Here is a 16464-nt window from a genome sequence, read left to right as displayed (position 1 = left end):
CTATGAATTTACACAAACAGATTCATCTTATGATACATACGTTAGATATTAACGTTCAAATTTAGTCTATCTACGAGTCGACTTTTTAGAAGGCCGTGGTTTAAACGGTCCAGGCATATTTGTCTTATTAGTACGTGTCGTAGCAGCAGGCTTGAAACGACTTTGTGTTTCTTCACGCAAAGATGGTAATGGTTCAGCTGTACCAACTGGTTTTACCCCTTCTACATTACGACGACCAATACTTGCCAGCAACCCAATAGCCATGAAATTCATCAGTAATGAAGAGCCGCCATAACTAACAAACGGTAATGGTACCCCTGTTACAGGCATGATACCACATACCATGGCGATGTTAAACAAGGCCTGACCACTGATAAGCAATGTTATTCCCATTGCTAACCATTTGCCAAATTCATCACGAGCCTTATTAGAAATGCGGAACCCAAAATAGGTAAAAGCTGCAATCAGAACGACAACAAACACTGCACCAATGAAGCCCATTTCTTGCGCCCATACAGCAAAAGCAAAGTCCGTGTGTGCTTCTGGTAAGTAGAAATACTTTGATGTACCTTGCATAAAGCCTTCGCCTAAAATGCCACCAGAACCTACAGCCAACAAACCTTGAACTGTTTGATACCCCATATCCTGTGCATGAGGCCAAGGATCAAACCAAGATTGAATACGTTCCCAACGATATGGCGACATACGAGCTGCAATAAAGCCAAGAAATCCAGCTATCGCAAAAGCTCCGCCAAAGAATTTTCCATCAAAACCCGCTAAATAGATGAGCACAAATGAAAAGCCAAAAATCAATACGGTAGTGCCCATATCTGGTTGCAAGATTGTTAAGCCTGCAAATATAATTGGCCATATTAACATTGGCAACATATAACTTATACGTTCACTAAAATAACCTTGTAAATTAATGAGAGGGTTAGTATGCTTTGGTTTTCCCCATTTCCGCATGGTGCTCAATTTAGCCGACGTCCATATTAAGGCAGCCAATTTCGCAAATTCTGAAGGTTGAATCGATACAGGCCCAATAACAATCCAACGACGTGCACCATTAATGACTGCACCAATCACAAGAACTAAAATCATACCAATTAGTGTAGCAATCATAATTCTTTGCAACATGTGAGGCTTCTGTAACTGACGGTAATCGTAACGATACAATATAACACCTGCCGCCATAGACAAAAACAAGAATGTCATATGTTTTAAAAAGTATCCTAATAATCCCGTATTTTCATAGATAGAGCTGATATACGTAGCACTAAAGATATTTACACTGCCTATAATTGTAATGAGAAGAATAGGTAAGAGCATACCTTGTAAGTCATTTTTAAAGAGTGAGCCCCACCGACTATCCCCCTTATTCGGTGTTTGCATGTTAAGCCTCCTTTTGAACTTTTGGCTTAATTGCTTCTAAGCGGAAAATAGGTTGTCCTTTTTTACTAAATTTCTCTTCATACTCAGTTTTTACATTTGGAAGGTCTGTGCTATGTAAATCATACGTTACATTTTTAAGCTCCCAACCACACGCTTTAAACTCTTCAAGAGAGAACATGAACAACCCTTCATTATCTGTCTTAAAGTGAACTTCTCCACCATCTTTCAAAAGGCGGGCATAACGATCGAGGAATGTGTGATATGTAAGGCGGCGTTTTGCATGTTTAGCCTTAGGCCAAGGATCACAGAAGTTAATATAGAAACGATCAACTTCTCCAGGTGCCACTATCTCTTCGATACCTGCAATATCAAATAGAGAGACCTTTGCATTGTTTCGCTCTCCTTCAAAGATTTTTTGTGCTGCATAATAGATAACACCCATTTGTACTTCAAAACCTACGAAGTTAGCATTTGGATACGCTTCAGACATCCCCGCAATAAAGCGACCTTTCCCCGTCCCTAGTTCCATATATAATGGGTACTCAGGATGTTCAAATAATTCACGCCACTTGCCTTTAAACTCTTCTTGTCCAGACAAAATGATGTGAGAGTCATATTCGTGGATAGCTTCATCAATCCATGGTTTTCTACGAAGGCGCATACTTTCTCCTTACATCTATTTTTAATAATATATTTATATTTGTTTATATTTATTATTACAGGTCATATACCTATCTTATTAATTATAGAAAAGGGGACCTTAAACGTCAATTACATTCTATGGATTTAATCCTAATCATTAAAACTGTGAAAGTAGAAGCCATAAAAAAAGACCTACTTCCGAAAGAAGTAGGTCTACATTTTATTGGAAAATCATAGCTTCTAAATTTTCAATTTGATATTGACTTAGGCCAAGTTCAGATAAACTCTTTTCAGCTGCAGTAAAAAGATTATTTTTACCAACTCGAGTACCTAGTGCTGCCGCAGCGACCAATTCACGGTCCAATTTACCTAAACGTGAACGATTACGATTTTGAGGTTTTGGTTTTTTCATACGGAACGTATTATATTGAACCCCCTCTTTTGTTTCCTCAGCTTTCGGCTTTGTTAAAGGTGCCCCATTAGTGCCATTCCCCAATAAAGCACTAAGTCCTGTTTGCTTTGGAACCAATTTTTCGTACTCATCGCCAAACTCAGGGCGTTCATCACGTAATTGATCAAATGTAGCTAAAGCAGCATTCATTTGTTTCAAGCCAGCAGCAGAGTAAAGTTGACGAATGGCAATACTCACCTCTTGTGGCGTCAACGTGCCTCGCTCAATAGCAGATGCAATTACACTCTTTAATGCACCTTGATCACCAGACGCAGTATAGCGGCCGATTTCAACCAAGTCTTTCTGACGTGCATTAAGCTCTTTTGGCGTATATATATTTATCTCAGATATAGATGGTGCCTGTTTAGAAGGTTGTTCTCCCGCCCCATTAGCCTCAAACATATAGCCACCGGCAATGATGGCCACGGCTAATGTTAAGGTTAATACTCTTTTCAAAGTCTTACAATCTCCCTTATCATTAATACTAATTGTATAATACTGCAATAGTAGCGTACATTATCAATGGATTTATTTTACTGTTCTACTGTAATACATACTGTAGATATTATTATATAATACTTCATCTAATTTTTATAGTCCTATTCGAAAAAAATCTATAATCTTTTAACAAATTATATATATTTATCTATAAAAATTATATATTTATAAACCACACTTAACAATGTATCAAAATGCACCTCTACTATTTTACCAAAGAGATTAATGGCTATCGTAACATACTAATATTCCTTACAACTATAATTTTCTACCATTTCGATTTATGATTCATTAGAAAGATAAAATCATTAAAATTATATAGCCGGTCCAAAGAACGCAAAAAGGCGGCACAACCAAATGGTTGTACCGCCTTGATTCATCAATTATTCAGCAGTGAATGGCAATAAAGCAATTGCACGTGCACGTTTGATAGATGTAGTCAATTTGCGTTGATGTTTTGCGCAAGTACCGGAAATACGACGAGGTAAGATTTTGCCGCGTTCAGTCGTAAAACGACGAAGTTTAGCAACGTCTTTATAGTCGATTTGATCGATATGGTCTGCACAGAAAACGCATACTTTTCTTCTTGGCTTTCTGCCTCTATCTCTTCTCATTGCGAATCCTCCTTTTCGAATTAGTAGGAGTCCCTGACACTAGAACGGGATGTTTTCGTCATCGCCGCCTGTACTGAAACTATCAAAATTGGACCCACCTTCGAAAGAATTAATATTCATATCAAGGGATTGGCCCACAAAGTTCGCTACCACTTCAGTAACGTACCGTTTTTGACCGTCCTGAGTCTCGTAAGAACGAGTTTGCAAACGACCTTCTACAAAGCAACGACTGCCTTTACGAAGATTGCCTGCCGCTTCACCAAGTTTACCCCAAGCAACGCAGTTGATGAAAGCAGTTTGTTCTTTCGTCTCATTTGTTGTGGAATCAATATAGGTATTTGTAGCAGCCACTGTAAAAGTTGCTACCGCACGACCAGTTTTGGTATAGCGTACTTCAGGATCACGAGCTAAATTACCTAGAATTTGTACAGAGTTCATGTTTTCCTCCAGGCTTTAATTATGCTTCGTGTTTAACAATTAGATGTCTTAGGACTTCATCGTTGATTTTCAATACACGATCGATTTCTTTGATTTCAGCAGGAGCTGCTTCAAAGTTGATCAATACATAGAAACCGTCAGTGAATTTCTTCACCGCGTAAGCAAGACGACGCTTGCCCCAACGATCTACCTTTTCTACTGTGCCGCCTACACGAGCAATTAAAGCTTCTACTTTTTCAATAACAGCGTTAGTTGCTTCCTCTTCAGCTGGTTTCACAATAAACATGACTTCGTATTTGTTCATACAAAATCACCTCCTCTTTCGGACTAATGCCCCTATCGACACATAGGGGTAGGAAGTGCTTACCATCAATAAGCCTTACTATTATAACCTAAAAAAATGATGAAAGCAAGGGCTCAGTTTAAGTCCTTGCTTTCACCAATATTATATACGATTATATTTTTCATCCTCAGGAAAGGCAATAATAGCACAGATAATTACAAATATGGCTATTACCCCCATCATAGGATAGGCCGTATCATTTGGTAAGAAGGTAAGTATCAACGATGACACAATACCACTACCATATTGCATGGCACCTAATAGTGCCGCCCCAGATCCAGCCATTCTACCTGCTCTATCTAAAGCTAATGCATTAGTTACAGCGGCAATGATACCATTCATGGAGAAGAATAAAAAACAGCCAATAACGATTAACCACAATGAATGGTATCCTAAGAACATCAAGCCCATAACAATGGATACACAAACAGCAGCAAATAGTGTGGCATATTTCAATAGTCTATCGAGGCGTATAGCACTAACAATACGACGATTAATAGCACTTAACAACATAACACCAATAATATTGACAGAAAAGAGATAACCAAAATATTCTTTAGGCACTTCATACACATCTATATATACATAAGGCGATCCCGTTAAAAACGCATAAATGGCAATATAAAATGAGCTAACACATAGGGTATATTTCATAAAACCTTTGTTGCGCAATAAAATCCAATAATTATTATAGGTATGACCTATAGACTTTTTACTACGCTTTTCTAAGGGATGTGTCTCAGGAATCACCAATACGGCAACGAGCATTAAAATACCGATAGCAACAAGCAACCAAAATATGGAATGCCATGTATACCATACGAGTAAATGCCCTGCTAACATTGGCCCTGCTATAGGAGCTATGGCCATGACAATGGCTAATGTAGATAACATTTTAGCCGCCTCAGTCCGACCATATAAATCCCGAATCATAGCCCGCGACAGCATCGGTCCTACACAGGCACCAAATGCCTGAAACACACGCCAAGCCAATAACTCCATCATAGAGGAACTCAAGGCACAGCCTACAGAACCAATAATAAATAAAACTATCCCTATAATAAGTGGCTTCTTACGACCAATTTTATCGCTAACGGCGCCCCAAAAAAGCTGAGCTAGCGCAAAGCCAATTAAGAACCCTGTCAACGTAAGCTCCGCATCACCATTGAGGTCACGCCCCATCTCAGGCATAGCTGGCAAATAAATATCCGTTGACAACGATGTAAACGCCATCAAAGCACTTAATATAGACGTAAAAAGCCATCCCTTATTGCTAATCGTCAGCATAAAGACACCACTTTCATATAAAACCACACTATAATATGTATTTATTTAGATTATATCAAAAACAATGTTAATGCTATATAGTTTTGATATACTTTCATCAAAAAAGCATAGTAAAATACTATGCCCAAAGTAGAGTAAAGATAAAAGCCTAACGCAACAGAGTATTCAAAATACTCGCACGCTAGGCAATCCTAAAAAATGTTTATAAGATGAGCCTAACGCAACCACACGTTGATGGCTCTCTTTTTACTTATTATACAACATAAACAGAATTTCTAAAAGAAATTATAAAACAAATGATATGACTAATAAATTCCTCATAATACGACCTTTTATAGTAATAGACTTAAACAATATTTACATAAATCAGAAATTCTATAGAAAATCCTTGCGTCATTATTCTATATAATTTACTATATATAGAGAAATCTGATTATAAAAAGGAGTCATCATGGCTAATATCAATGAAAACTACTTAAACCTTCAAGGTTCTTATTTATTTGCTAATATTGCTAAAAGGGTAAATGAGTACCAAACTGCTCATCCAGATGCAGATATTATTCGTCTTGGTATCGGCGATGTTACATTACCTCTTGCTCCAGCAATTATCGATGCTATGAGTAAAGCTGTTCAAGAAATGGGAAAAGCGGAAACATTCCGAGGTTATGGCCCTGAACAAGGTTATGATTTCTTACGTCAAGCTATTGTTGATGTCGATTACAAACCATTAGGCGTAGATATCGCTATTGACGAAGTATTCGTTTCCGATGGTGCAAAATCTGACGTTGGTAATATCCAAGAGTTATTCAGCGAAGATAACATCATTGCTATCACAGATCCTGTGTACCCAGTATACTTAGACTCCAACGTTATGGGTGGTCGTACTGGCGAAGCTGTAGATGGCATCTTCCAAAAGGTTGTATACCTCCCTACTTACGCAGAAAATAACTTCTCTCCAGAATTCCCGTCTGAACGCGTAGACATTGTATACCTTTGCTCACCTAACAATCCAACCGGTACTGTTTTGAGCCGTGCTCGTTTAGCAGAATGGATCAAATGGTGTAAAGATAATGATGCCATTTTGATGTTTGACTCCGCTTACGAAGCTTTCATCAGCACAGAAGACACTGTAAAATCTATTTACGAAATCGAAGGCGCTCGCGAAGTGGCTATCGAGTTTCGTTCCTTCTCTAAAACTGCAGGATTCACTGGTACACGTTGTGCTTACGCAGTTGTGCCTAAAGAGGTAACTGGCAAAACTAAATCTGGTGAACGCCAACCGCTAAACCCTATGTGGAACCGTCGTCAATGCACTAAATTCAATGGTGTTCCTTACATCATCCAACGCGGTGCTGAAGCAGTATACACAAAAGAAGGTCGCGAACAAACACGTGCAAACATTGCATACTACAAAGAAAATGCTCGCATCATCAAAGAGGGTCTTGAATCTATCGGCCTTACTGTATATGGCGGTGTGGACGCTCCATATATTTGGCTTAAAACGCCTGGTAATATGACTAGTTGGGAATTATTCGATGTCTTGCTCGAACAAGTTCAAATCGTATCTACACCAGGCTCTGGCTTTGGACCTCACGGCGAAGGGTACCTTCGTTTAACAGCATTCGGTAGCCGTGAAAATACAATTCGTGCCGTTGAAAGAATCAAAACGTTACAATTCTAATTTAGCTATATCTATATTTAGAGTTACTTTTAGACTCATATTTAGATTACAATGAATTTGTAATGTCTAATTAAATAGTGTTTATACATTAGACCAAAAGACCGATTACAGTCCTTCAATAGGAATGTAATCGGTCTTTTTTATATACCCTTACATATATAAATATTTAATTCTAGTATTCCTTAACACCATAGTAGAGACAAATAACATCCCCATATTATTTGTCTCTACTATATTTACTATTACCTAAAAGTTATGCCGAATCCCTGCGTCAATGCGATAGGAATTGTCTACGGTAGCACCAAAGTTTTTAGTGAAAGTCCCATAAATATATGTATTAGGACGTACGCTCCATGAGCCACCTAGTTCAAGATCAAGCCATGTGTCTTTCAAATTCACTTCACTACCTGTGGTTGGCTCACCGGCCATGCTATAAGTAGCTTTCATTTTACCAGAGAATTCATGTGCTAATGCTGCTTTGAGGAAAAGATTGCTGTTCTTACTTTCCTTGCCAATGCCTACACCAATACGACCAATAACGGAATTTACCGCATCAGAGTTAATGTGTACTATGCTGCCCGTATTTGTACGAGCATCAAAGTTTACACCAGACAAGCGACTAAACGTCAATTCTGCGTTAGGATCGATATAAAAACCATTGTCTTTCTTGATTCGTTTACCATATTCAACGCTCAAGGAGGTACCTGTATTGCGGTAATCACCGCTCAAGCTTGTGCTCAAGCTATTACGTACGGTAAAATCATTTTTCAAACGATTTACTTTACCAATAACATCTAAGTAACGACCATCATTATATTGTTTTGCACCGTATAATGCTAAACCTGCGGTTTTACCGGACCCAGAGCCTAGAGCGTAATCACTATTGCTTGTACCATATAGCAAAGCACCACCAATGGTCCAATCTCCACGCAATGTGTCATAGCCAACTTGCGCCATATTGTATGTTTGGTTTACATAGGCGTTGTCTGTAATCTTAGATTTACCGCCGATGTATTTTCCCCATACACCATGCTTATTGGAGTTGAGTCGCACATCACCGAGGCGACGTTGTAAATCATTCGTATCGGCTCTCATTTGCATCACAGAGGAGGCTAACGCACTCTTAACACCAGATACAACTTCGCTTTCACGAGTTGTCACGACCGCTTTATCCGTAACGCTAGCCTTACCGTCAACAGCAAAGTTTTCTGTACCAAGGTTAGTAGAATATGAAGGACTAATGAGTCCGGAATGGACTTCAACATTCACATCTAAATTACGTTCACCCTTAGTAAAGCCAGTGTATGTTAACTTATTAGCCAACTGCTGCAAAGTACTACGTGGGTTGTTTACATTTACATATCCTTTAAGAGCATCTGCCGAACTGCGCATAGTCACAGAAGAACCCTTATCAGCATGGTTGATAACAACTTCGCCTTTACCTTGTGCAGCTGCAGGAGCACCCTTTTCGTAATCAATGGCGGTATGACCTGCATAATTATTAATAGTAATTGGTCGTGCGTCTACCGGTTGAATAATACCTTGACTCGCTATATCCTTACCACCAATAAAATGCTCCACACGACTACCTGTATATAAATAGTTTGCATTATTAGGACGACCTTGTGTAGGATATACGCGCTCAGCGCCTAACCATTCATTGCGCCAGGTCGCACCATTTTGTAAATACAATCGCAAACCACCATGATACGGATTATTATTGCTTTCATCAAATTCATTCAACACACCACCTATTAATTTAGAATTTGGTGTTGTTAAGCCTAAAGAGATTTCAGAGCCATGGTTATGAGGGTTCTTTTCAATACCATAGTTTTTATCTAAAAATCCTATATTACCGTACATCTTCACATCATTAGTTCCCGGATGTAAGCCATCCATACCCGTATTTACATATACAAAGCCTTCTTCAGATAATGCAGAATAGGTATCAGAGGTATTTAAAGGATATGTTTTTACATCGGCTCCACCTAATATGCGAATATATCCATCTTTATTAGCTTGCAAACCAACGCCAACAGCATCGATTTTAGCATTTCCTTTTACGGTGACTCGAGTATCATCGTTATTGCCATCACTAGTAAGTCCACCATAACCAGCATAGATACCGCTCATGTAATAATGTGCCAAATCAGGTCTACGTTTCGCACCACTTTCTGCAGGTGCTGGATTTTTAACTGTTACAGTTACATTTTTATCGATAGCGACTTGTGTCCCATCAAGAGCATAAATACCTGTAACATTATTATGATATTTTGTACCATTTACACCTAAGCCTGATACATTAACAGTTAAGTCATCTGTATAATGTCTCTTTTCCCCCCACAAATTAAGACCAATAGATTTTCCGTCTGTATGACTTTCCACAGTTGTGGCTGATACCATGGTAAAAGCATTAGCACCTGTTACGATTAATGCAGCAATAACAGCAGCTTTTACATTTCTTCTCATATTATACCTCCTCTAACATTTCAACTATGAACATAACTAGCTAACATAACCAATTTAATTGTATCTAGGTTCGGGGTATATGTGTCAATTTATACTCATATGATTTTTTATTTGTCCCCTATAACAACACGCTATGTATCGATATAGTTGTGCACAAATTACTTGTTTAAATTAGATATTAATTATTTTCTATACCATCTAAAAAATTCTATAGAAAAATATTAAAAGCTATTAATTTTATGCTATAATAAATATGTTAATCATTAAATTTCAACTTATATAGGAGGCTAATATGAATATTCGTATTGGTATTGTTGGTTACGGCAACTTAGCTCGTGGCGTAGAAGCATCTGTTCAGTTACAACCTGATATGGAGCTCATCGGCGTATTCTCTCGCCGTCAAGGTATTGAAACTGTATCTGGTGTACCTACTTACACGATGGAAGATATTCCTAACTTTAAAGGCAAAATCGATGTAATGGTTCTTTGTGGTGGTTCTGCAACAGATCTTATCGAACAAACTCCAATGGTAACTAAATACTTCAACTGTATCGATTCCTTCGATACACATGCACGTATTCCTGAGCATTTTGCTAATGTAGACAAAGTAGCTAAAGAAGCTAAAACTGCTACATTAATTTCTTGCGGTTGGGACCCAGGCATGTTCTCTTTACAACGTGTATATGCTGAAAGCATCTTGCCTCAAGGTAAATCTTATACATTCTGGGGCCGTGGCGTTTCCCAAGGTCACTCCGATGCTATTCGTCGTATCGATGGTGTTCTTGATGCCCGTCAATACACTGTTCCTAAAGAACAATACCTTGAAGCGATCCGCAATGGTGAAACTCCAGACGTTGATGGCTACAAAGGTCACCTTCGTGAGTGCTACGTAGTAGCTGCTCCTGATGCAGACAAAGCTAAAATTGAAAATGAAATTAAAACTATGAAAAACTACTTCGTAGGTTACGAAACTGTAGTCAACTTCATTTCCCAAGAAGAACTTGATCGCGACCACAAAGGCATTCCACATGGTGGCTTCGTTCTTCGCTCTGGTGAAAGTACAGAAGGCACTCGTCACGTTATCGAGTACTCCTTGAAACTTGACTCTAACCCTGAATTCACGGGTTCTGCACTTGTTGCTTATGCACGTGGTCTTTACCGCCTTGCTAAACACGGCGGCACAGGTTGCTATACAGTATTCGACATTCCACCAGCTTGGATTTCCACACAATCTGCTGAAGAATTAAGAGCACATTCTCTATAATAGAGCGAGGCCCGCATCGACTTAATAGATGAGGGCCTTTTTCATACACATTAAAAGAGAGACCATATCAGATGGTCTCTTTTTTATCCTATTAACCTTATTTTACGTTTAATTAATACCATCGTGTTAACGGCAATTCGTTCGTAACACCTTTTGTCATCAAAATTTGATGCAAGTCCATATTACCAATGTAGAAACCTGCCGCACATCCACAAAGATACAGATCCCACATGCGTACGAATTCACTCCCCCGTTTCGCCTCTACTTGCTCACGGACGCCTTGGAAATTGTTATACCAATGCATTAAAGTCTTATAATAGTGATACCGTAAACTTTCAACATCGATGACATTCATATCATAGTCATAAGCGAGGCTGACCATTTCGCGAAGGGACGGCAAACATCCGCCCGGGAAGATATATTTACGAATCCAGGCACTTGTTTCCTTTTCAGATGGGTCACTGATGTAGTGGAGCAGGAACAACCCGCCGTCTTTAAGCATTTCCGATGCGTCCTCCATATACAGAGGAAAGTTAGGTCGCCCTACATGTTCAAGCATACCGATGCTGACAATGCGGTCAAAGGTGCGACCAGAAGCCGCTACGTCTCGATAATCTATAAGTTCAATCTCAACTTGTCCTTCAAGGCCATATTCTTTAATGCGTTCCTGTCCTTTTTTCCATTGTTCTTCGGAAAGAGTACACCCATAGCCCTTAACCCCATATTTACGAGCCGCTTCAATGAGAAGGAATCCCCATCCGCAACCGATATCAAGTAAAGTCATCCCTTCTTTTAAATATAATTTATCAAGAATATGATGTACCTTTTGATATTGCGCATCTTTGAGACTATCATTCTCATGCTTAAAATACGCACAGGAATAGCTCATGGTTTCATCGAGCCACAATTTATAGAATTCATTACCTAAATCATAATGGGAAGATACTTGTTGTTTTTGATCTTTCTTTTTAAGACCCGCATTAAAGAGCGAGCTAAGTACCTTACGATTGATAGAGTCCTTACCTACATGACCAAGGACTACACAAAGGGCTTTAAACAAATCCCCTTCAATTTCGATATCTTTACGCATATACGCTTCACCGAGGGCGAGTTCTGCGGATATTAACAAGTCCTTCTTGGGAATACCACGATTAACGATGACGGTAAACTCGGATTCTCCGTCACCGATTGTATATTCATTATCTCCAATTTTTACGGTAAAACAATGATCATTAAAGCGTTCTAAATAATGGACTAAGAAACTATCAAATAGCTTGGAAAACATACTGAACTTCCTTTCCTATTAGCTTTCACTATATAGGTTTAAAAATATATACATTAACATGATTGGATACATTCCATACCCTTATTAATTTATATACCTATAAATTATATCAATATAGTTACGGCGAATAAAAATCTATATTAATCCTATATTTTAATATGAACTTATCACATTATTTAAGTAATATATTTAACTCTATTTATATTATAGCACTTTGAAATAATCTATTTTATATTTATAGACTAACTCCATCCTATTAGTATGGTATAATATTTATTTGATAAGGTTTATAACAAACTATTACTATAAACTTTCACAAAGAACGAAATCAATTTGTTAATAAAAGGTGGTACCATGAGCACAAATTTAGAAGTAGGCATCGTAGGCCTTCCAAATGTTGGTAAAAGTACATTATTCAACGCTATTACAAAAGCAGGCGCTGAAGCTGCCAACTATCCATTCTGTACAATCGAGCCAAACGTAGGTGTCGTTGATGTTCCAGACAATCGTTTAGCTGTATTAGCTGAAATGTTTGGTTCCAAACGCATCCTCCCTGCAGCTATGCGTTTCGTAGATATTGCAGGTCTCGTTGAAGGTGCCTCTAAAGGTGAAGGCTTGGGAAATAAATTTCTTAGCCATATTCGCCAAGTAGATGCGATAGCACAAGTTATTCGTTGTTTCGATGACCCTAACATCACTCACGTAGCAGGTTCTATTGACCCAATTCGCGACATCGAAATCATTAATACTGAGCTCTGCCTTGCTGACCTTGAATCCGTAGAAAAACGAAAACAACGCATCGAAAAAATCGCAAAATCTGGCGATAAAGATGCTCGTGCTGAACTGCCATTATTAGAACGCATCATCGAAGGTTTAGGTGAAGCAAAACCCGTTCGTGCACAAGGTCTTGATGAAGACGAATTAGAAATGATCAAAGAGTTGACATTGCTTACAGCTAAACCATCTCTTTATGTAGCCAATATTTCCGAAGATGAAGTATCTGATTATTCTGCCAACGAATATGTAAAACGCGTAGAGGAATATGCGAAAAACGAAGGCGCTGGTATCGTTGTTGTGTCCGCACGTATCGAGTCCGAAATTGCAGAGTTATCCGAAGAAGAATCCGCTGCATTCCTTGAAGATCTTGGCCTTGAAGAGTCTGGCTTAACTAAACTTATCAAAGCAAGTTATGCACTTTTAGGTCTTATCAATTACTTCACAGCTGGTGAAATGGAAGCTCGTGCTTGGACAATCGTAAATGGCACCAAAGCACCTCAAGCTGCTGGTAAAATTCACTCGGATATTGAAAAAGGCTTTATCCGCGCTGAAATTGTCTCCTTTGATGATCTACAAGCTTGCGGTAGCCAAAACGCGGCTAAAGAAAAAGGCCTTGTACGCCTTGAAGGCAAAGACTACGTTATGAAAGACGGCGATGTAACCCATTTCCGCTTCAATGTATAAACAAACTTATATAACAAAAACCAGTAAATCTCAGGATTTACTGGTTTTTTATTACTAATTATAACCTTTATATAATATTATTTATCGTCTTTATGAAGAACATTTTTGACGCCACTAATCGCACCATCTACAGCATCTTTAACATCTTCAGCTGCTTTTTTGAAATCTTCAGCAACATCATGTGCAGCGTCTTTAACTTTTGCAGCTGTATTTTCTACAGCACCTTCTGCTTCCAATTCTTTGTCACCAGTTAATTTACCGGCATTTTCTTTTAATGCACCTTTAGCTTGATTTAATTTATCTTCTAATGCCATAATTATGAATCCTTTCATATGAAATCATTTTTAGTTATGTTAGCTATATATGTTAGCTATACTTTTAAAAATAGATTACTATCCCTTTTTCCCGAAGAAAAAAGAAACAACAGCAACAACAATTACAGCGCCAAGAACAGAAGGAATTAATGCCATGCCAGCTAAACTAGGACCCCATGTGCCAAATATTGCTTGACCTACAGACGAACCAACTAAACCAGCAACAACATTGGCAATAATGCCCATTGCTCCACCTTTGTTAGTGATTGCTCCTGCAAGAAAACCGATAAAACCACCAACAATAATTGACCATAACATACGATCACTCCTTCCTATTTAATCAATATATTTATAATATCCTACCAAATTATATGGGCTTTATAAATATAATAAATAATATGTATATTTATAATATACCATTCATTTCTAAAGATTAGATGAAGAAATTTGATGTAGTTATAAAAGTCACAATTGATTAAACTACTGTAACAATTTCATTCATTGTACGACGTGTTTTATTTCGATGTGGTTCTTCATCACGATAACCAAAGGCAGCCATCACAGCAATGCCAAAATGCTTTGTATCAAAAAGACCTAATTCATCACCTAAGAGCACTGTCATCTTATCTTGATTAAAGCCTTCCAATGCACAAGAATCAAGACCTTCATAAGCAGCCATGGTCATCATGTTAGCCATTACAATGTACGCTTGCTTAGAAGACCAATCAAAGGCAGCACGATCAGACTCAAATGTTTTATAGTCTTCAGTTGTGAACTGAGCATATTTTTCTTTATAAATAGCATCGACTTCAGCAGGTAATTGTTTCACCTCTTCTTGAATATAGCGTACATAAGGAGAATCAAATTCCAAATCCACTTTTTTACGTGTTAAGAACACCACGAAATGACTCGCTTCAAGACCAGCTTGAATACCCCAACCATAAGATTTCATCTTTTCACGGATTTCAGGATTTTGAATGACTAATAATTGGTAAGCCTCAAAACCTAAGGAGGTTGGAGACAAGCGCGCCGCCGTTAAAATACCTTGCCAATCTTCATCAGAAATCTTTTTAGCGCTATCAAATTTCTTACATGCGTAGCGATATGTCATAGCATATTCTAAATCCTTACGATCAAATTTAGGGGCTGTTAATTTTACATTTTCTATTTCATATTTACTCATATATACCTCCATAATTAATATCTGCAATTGATAAAATATATCATGTTTCTATAGTACCACACTCATCGTTCAAGTTATATGAAGATGAACACTAAAGTAAAAAAGCCTAGACAACGTCTAGACTTTATACGGTACAGCTAGCTCGCCCTTTTCATACCAAAATAAGCCAGATGTACTAATTTTATGTTCTTTTAAAATGGTCTTTACTTGATCCACTATACTTGAGTCTATTGCAATAGATAAACCGCACATATCGTAAAGCTCTGGGGGGGTAGCCATCAACTGATGAGGCACCTCTAATTCTGTTAATACCTTATCCGCCTTATCTCCAAAATAATAAGAGGTAAAAACTACAAGTAATTTTTTTCGTTCCATTACCTCACCCCTCTGATAACTAGCAAGATCAAATTGCTCATACATTAAACATAAAGCTTGGAGATATAAAAAAATCCATCGAAATTGATAAAAAAAGATACTATACTACTAGAAATTATAGCTTAATAATATTATCCCCTACAATAGAGTCTGTAATAGCATACATATTAGTAATACTACCTACGCCCAGCTCATCTTTCACACCGAAATAATCAAGGCAAATGCCGCATGCTGCAATTTCTACACCAAGCTTAGCTAGTTTCTTTATATTTTCCAAATGAACCGAATCATTAACTACCATCTTAACACTACTATTGATGAAATAAATCTTAGAAGGTTTTACATCGGCTTCAAGCAAGCATACCCAGAAGGTTTTCATCAAATTTCGGCCAAGTTCTTCACTACCTTCACCAAGATAATCCTTCGTCATCAAAATAACCCGATTTCCATAGTTCATAGGCTCACAACGGGCTTCAGTAACTGGATTTGCATCAGGGGTCAGTGTAAGATAGAAATCCTTTCCATCTTGGCGAACTTCTACACCATAACCACGAGACTTCCCAAACTTCGCCACATTATCGCGACTCACTTCATTATCTACAATAGTTGTAATAATAGCACTTGGATTCGCATCACTTACCTTCTTGGTCTCGATAACAGGTTTTGGACATAAGCTACCGCGCACATCTACAGTTAATTCCTTTGTATTGCTCATCATACACCTCTACATACATTATATAATTTGTGAAAGTATCAGCTAATAATAT

Annotated in this window: 17 protein-coding genes; 3 read left to right on the top strand and 14 right to left on the bottom strand. The window is 38.0% G+C overall.

Going from position 1 to position 16464, the window contains the following annotated elements:
• Positions 1-66: 66 nt before the first annotated feature.
• The 7 genes from ACLRYO_RS07550 to ACLRYO_RS07520 form a co-directional block, all read right to left on the bottom strand.
• A complete protein-coding gene (locus ACLRYO_RS07550; protein WP_278618484.1) occupies positions 67-1392 on the bottom strand; it encodes an FtsW/RodA/SpoVE family cell cycle protein in 1326 nt (441 codons plus the stop codon).
• A 1-nt stretch (position 1393) separates the two neighbouring features.
• On the bottom strand, positions 1394-2053 hold the full coding sequence (gene trmB / locus ACLRYO_RS07545; protein WP_008602852.1) for a tRNA (guanosine(46)-N7)-methyltransferase TrmB: 660 nt from the start codon (positions 2051-2053) through the stop codon (positions 1394-1396).
• 201 nt (positions 2054-2254) lie between these two features.
• Entirely contained in the window at positions 2255-2941 is a 687-nt protein-coding gene (locus tag ACLRYO_RS07540) for a carboxymuconolactone decarboxylase family protein (protein ID WP_278456641.1), read from the bottom strand.
• 425 nt (positions 2942-3366) lie between these two features.
• Positions 3367-3597, bottom strand: a complete 231-nt coding sequence (gene rpsR, locus ACLRYO_RS07535) for a 30S ribosomal protein S18 (RefSeq protein WP_004693795.1) — start codon at positions 3595-3597, stop codon at positions 3367-3369.
• 39 nt (positions 3598-3636) lie between these two features.
• A complete protein-coding gene (locus ACLRYO_RS07530) occupies positions 3637-4035 on the bottom strand; it encodes a single-stranded DNA-binding protein (protein ID WP_278456645.1) in 399 nt (132 codons plus the stop codon).
• 19 nt (positions 4036-4054) lie between these two features.
• A complete protein-coding gene (gene rpsF, locus ACLRYO_RS07525; RefSeq protein WP_004693799.1) occupies positions 4055-4339 on the bottom strand; it encodes a 30S ribosomal protein S6 in 285 nt (94 codons plus the stop codon).
• 141 nt (positions 4340-4480) lie between these two features.
• A complete protein-coding gene (locus ACLRYO_RS07520) occupies positions 4481-5665 on the bottom strand; it encodes a multidrug effflux MFS transporter (RefSeq protein WP_278456646.1) in 1185 nt (394 codons plus the stop codon).
• Positions 5666-6116: 451 nt separating this feature from the next.
• Here ACLRYO_RS07520 and ACLRYO_RS07515 point away from each other — a divergent pair, with 451 nt between their 5' ends.
• Entirely contained in the window at positions 6117-7346 is a 1230-nt protein-coding gene (locus tag ACLRYO_RS07515) for an LL-diaminopimelate aminotransferase (protein WP_021147746.1), read from the top strand.
• A gap of 246 nt (positions 7347-7592) precedes the next feature.
• Here the strand turns inward: ACLRYO_RS07515 and ACLRYO_RS07510 are convergent, their stop codons facing one another.
• The gene (locus ACLRYO_RS07510; protein WP_021147745.1) at positions 7593-9815 is read right to left on the bottom strand and encodes an autotransporter outer membrane beta-barrel domain-containing protein; all 2223 of its coding nucleotides are present in this window, start codon (positions 9813-9815) and stop codon (positions 7593-7595) included.
• 292 nt (positions 9816-10107) lie between these two features.
• Between ACLRYO_RS07510 and ACLRYO_RS07505 the strand changes: the two genes are divergently transcribed.
• Positions 10108-11079, top strand: a complete 972-nt coding sequence (locus tag ACLRYO_RS07505; protein WP_021147744.1) for a diaminopimelate dehydrogenase — start codon at positions 10108-10110, stop codon at positions 11077-11079.
• A gap of 112 nt (positions 11080-11191) precedes the next feature.
• Here ACLRYO_RS07505 and ACLRYO_RS07500 read toward each other — a convergent pair whose 3' ends face one another.
• On the bottom strand, positions 11192-12364 hold the full coding sequence (locus ACLRYO_RS07500; RefSeq protein ID WP_021147743.1) for an SAM-dependent methyltransferase: 1173 nt from the start codon (positions 12362-12364) through the stop codon (positions 11192-11194).
• Between the two features lie 354 nt (positions 12365-12718).
• Between ACLRYO_RS07500 and ychF the strand changes: the two genes are divergently transcribed.
• The gene (ychF, locus tag ACLRYO_RS07495) at positions 12719-13825 is read left to right on the top strand and encodes a redox-regulated ATPase YchF (protein ID WP_101928938.1); all 1107 of its coding nucleotides are present in this window, start codon (positions 12719-12721) and stop codon (positions 13823-13825) included.
• A gap of 77 nt (positions 13826-13902) precedes the next feature.
• On the opposite strand, the gene ACLRYO_RS07490 is transcribed toward ychF, so the two are convergent.
• The 5 genes from ACLRYO_RS07490 to yedF form a co-directional block, all read right to left on the bottom strand.
• Positions 13903-14139, bottom strand: coding sequence for a CsbD family protein (locus ACLRYO_RS07490; RefSeq protein ID WP_021147740.1), 237 nt, complete (start codon positions 14137-14139; stop codon positions 13903-13905).
• A 78-nt stretch (positions 14140-14217) separates the two neighbouring features.
• Positions 14218-14457 (bottom strand): GlsB/YeaQ/YmgE family stress response membrane protein, encoded by a 240-nt coding sequence (locus ACLRYO_RS07485; RefSeq protein ID WP_012863894.1) that lies wholly within the window; start codon positions 14455-14457, stop codon positions 14218-14220.
• A gap of 157 nt (positions 14458-14614) precedes the next feature.
• Positions 14615-15322: an NAD(P)H-dependent oxidoreductase gene (locus tag ACLRYO_RS07480; protein ID WP_021147739.1), complete on the bottom strand. Its 708-nt coding sequence runs from the start codon at positions 15320-15322 to the stop codon at positions 14615-14617.
• Positions 15323-15439: 117 nt separating this feature from the next.
• Positions 15440-15697 carry a DUF3343 domain-containing protein gene (locus ACLRYO_RS07475; RefSeq protein ID WP_012863892.1) on the bottom strand — a complete coding sequence of 86 codons (258 nt, stop codon included), beginning with the start codon at positions 15695-15697 and terminating at the stop codon, positions 15440-15442.
• A 115-nt stretch (positions 15698-15812) separates the two neighbouring features.
• A complete protein-coding gene (gene yedF, locus ACLRYO_RS07470; RefSeq protein WP_012863891.1) occupies positions 15813-16412 on the bottom strand; it encodes a sulfurtransferase-like selenium metabolism protein YedF in 600 nt (199 codons plus the stop codon).
• Between the last annotated feature and the right edge of the window lie 52 nt (positions 16413-16464).

Source organism: Veillonella parvula (assembly GCF_047241225.1).
In the GTDB taxonomy this organism is placed as follows: Bacteria; Bacillota; Negativicutes; order Veillonellales; family Veillonellaceae; genus Veillonella; species Veillonella parvula_O.
The sequence above is the reverse complement of the archived record's forward strand: the minus strand, read 5'-3'. Positions and strand labels throughout refer to the sequence as shown.

Excerpts from the sequence above, each read along its gene's own strand:
- yedF (WP_012863891.1), bottom strand. The coding sequence starts at position 16,412 with ATGAGCAATACAAAGGAATTAACTGTAGATGTGCGCGGTAGCTTATGT.
- ACLRYO_RS07510 (WP_021147745.1), bottom strand. The coding sequence starts at position 9,815 with ATGAGAAGAAATGTAAAAGCTGCTGTTATTGCTGCATTAATCGTAACA.
- ychF (WP_101928938.1), top strand. The coding sequence starts at position 12,719 with ATGAGCACAAATTTAGAAGTAGGCATCGTAGGCCTTCCAAATGTTGGT.
- ACLRYO_RS07490 (WP_021147740.1), bottom strand. The coding sequence starts at position 14,139 with ATGGCATTAGAAGATAAATTAAATCAAGCTAAAGGTGCATTAAAAGAA.
- ACLRYO_RS07475 (WP_012863892.1), bottom strand. The coding sequence starts at position 15,697 with ATGGAACGAAAAAAATTACTTGTAGTTTTTACCTCTTATTATTTTGGA.
- ACLRYO_RS07500 (WP_021147743.1), bottom strand. The coding sequence starts at position 12,364 with ATGTTTTCCAAGCTATTTGATAGTTTCTTAGTCCATTATTTAGAACGC.
- ACLRYO_RS07530 (WP_278456645.1), bottom strand. The coding sequence starts at position 4,035 with ATGAACTCTGTACAAATTCTAGGTAATTTAGCTCGTGATCCTGAAGTA.
- ACLRYO_RS07515 (WP_021147746.1), top strand. The coding sequence starts at position 6,117 with ATGGCTAATATCAATGAAAACTACTTAAACCTTCAAGGTTCTTATTTA.
- rpsF (WP_004693799.1), bottom strand. The coding sequence starts at position 4,339 with ATGAACAAATACGAAGTCATGTTTATTGTGAAACCAGCTGAAGAGGAA.
- ACLRYO_RS07505 (WP_021147744.1), top strand. The coding sequence starts at position 10,108 with ATGAATATTCGTATTGGTATTGTTGGTTACGGCAACTTAGCTCGTGGC.
- ACLRYO_RS07480 (WP_021147739.1), bottom strand. The coding sequence starts at position 15,322 with ATGAGTAAATATGAAATAGAAAATGTAAAATTAACAGCCCCTAAATTT.
- trmB (WP_008602852.1), bottom strand. The coding sequence starts at position 2,053 with ATGCGCCTTCGTAGAAAACCATGGATTGATGAAGCTATCCACGAATAT.
- ACLRYO_RS07520 (WP_278456646.1), bottom strand. The coding sequence starts at position 5,665 with ATGCTGACGATTAGCAATAAGGGATGGCTTTTTACGTCTATATTAAGT.
- rpsR (WP_004693795.1), bottom strand. The coding sequence starts at position 3,597 with ATGAGAAGAGATAGAGGCAGAAAGCCAAGAAGAAAAGTATGCGTTTTC.
- ACLRYO_RS07485 (WP_012863894.1), bottom strand. The coding sequence starts at position 14,457 with ATGTTATGGTCAATTATTGTTGGTGGTTTTATCGGTTTTCTTGCAGGA.
- ACLRYO_RS07550 (WP_278618484.1), bottom strand. The coding sequence starts at position 1,392 with ATGCAAACACCGAATAAGGGGGATAGTCGGTGGGGCTCACTCTTTAAA.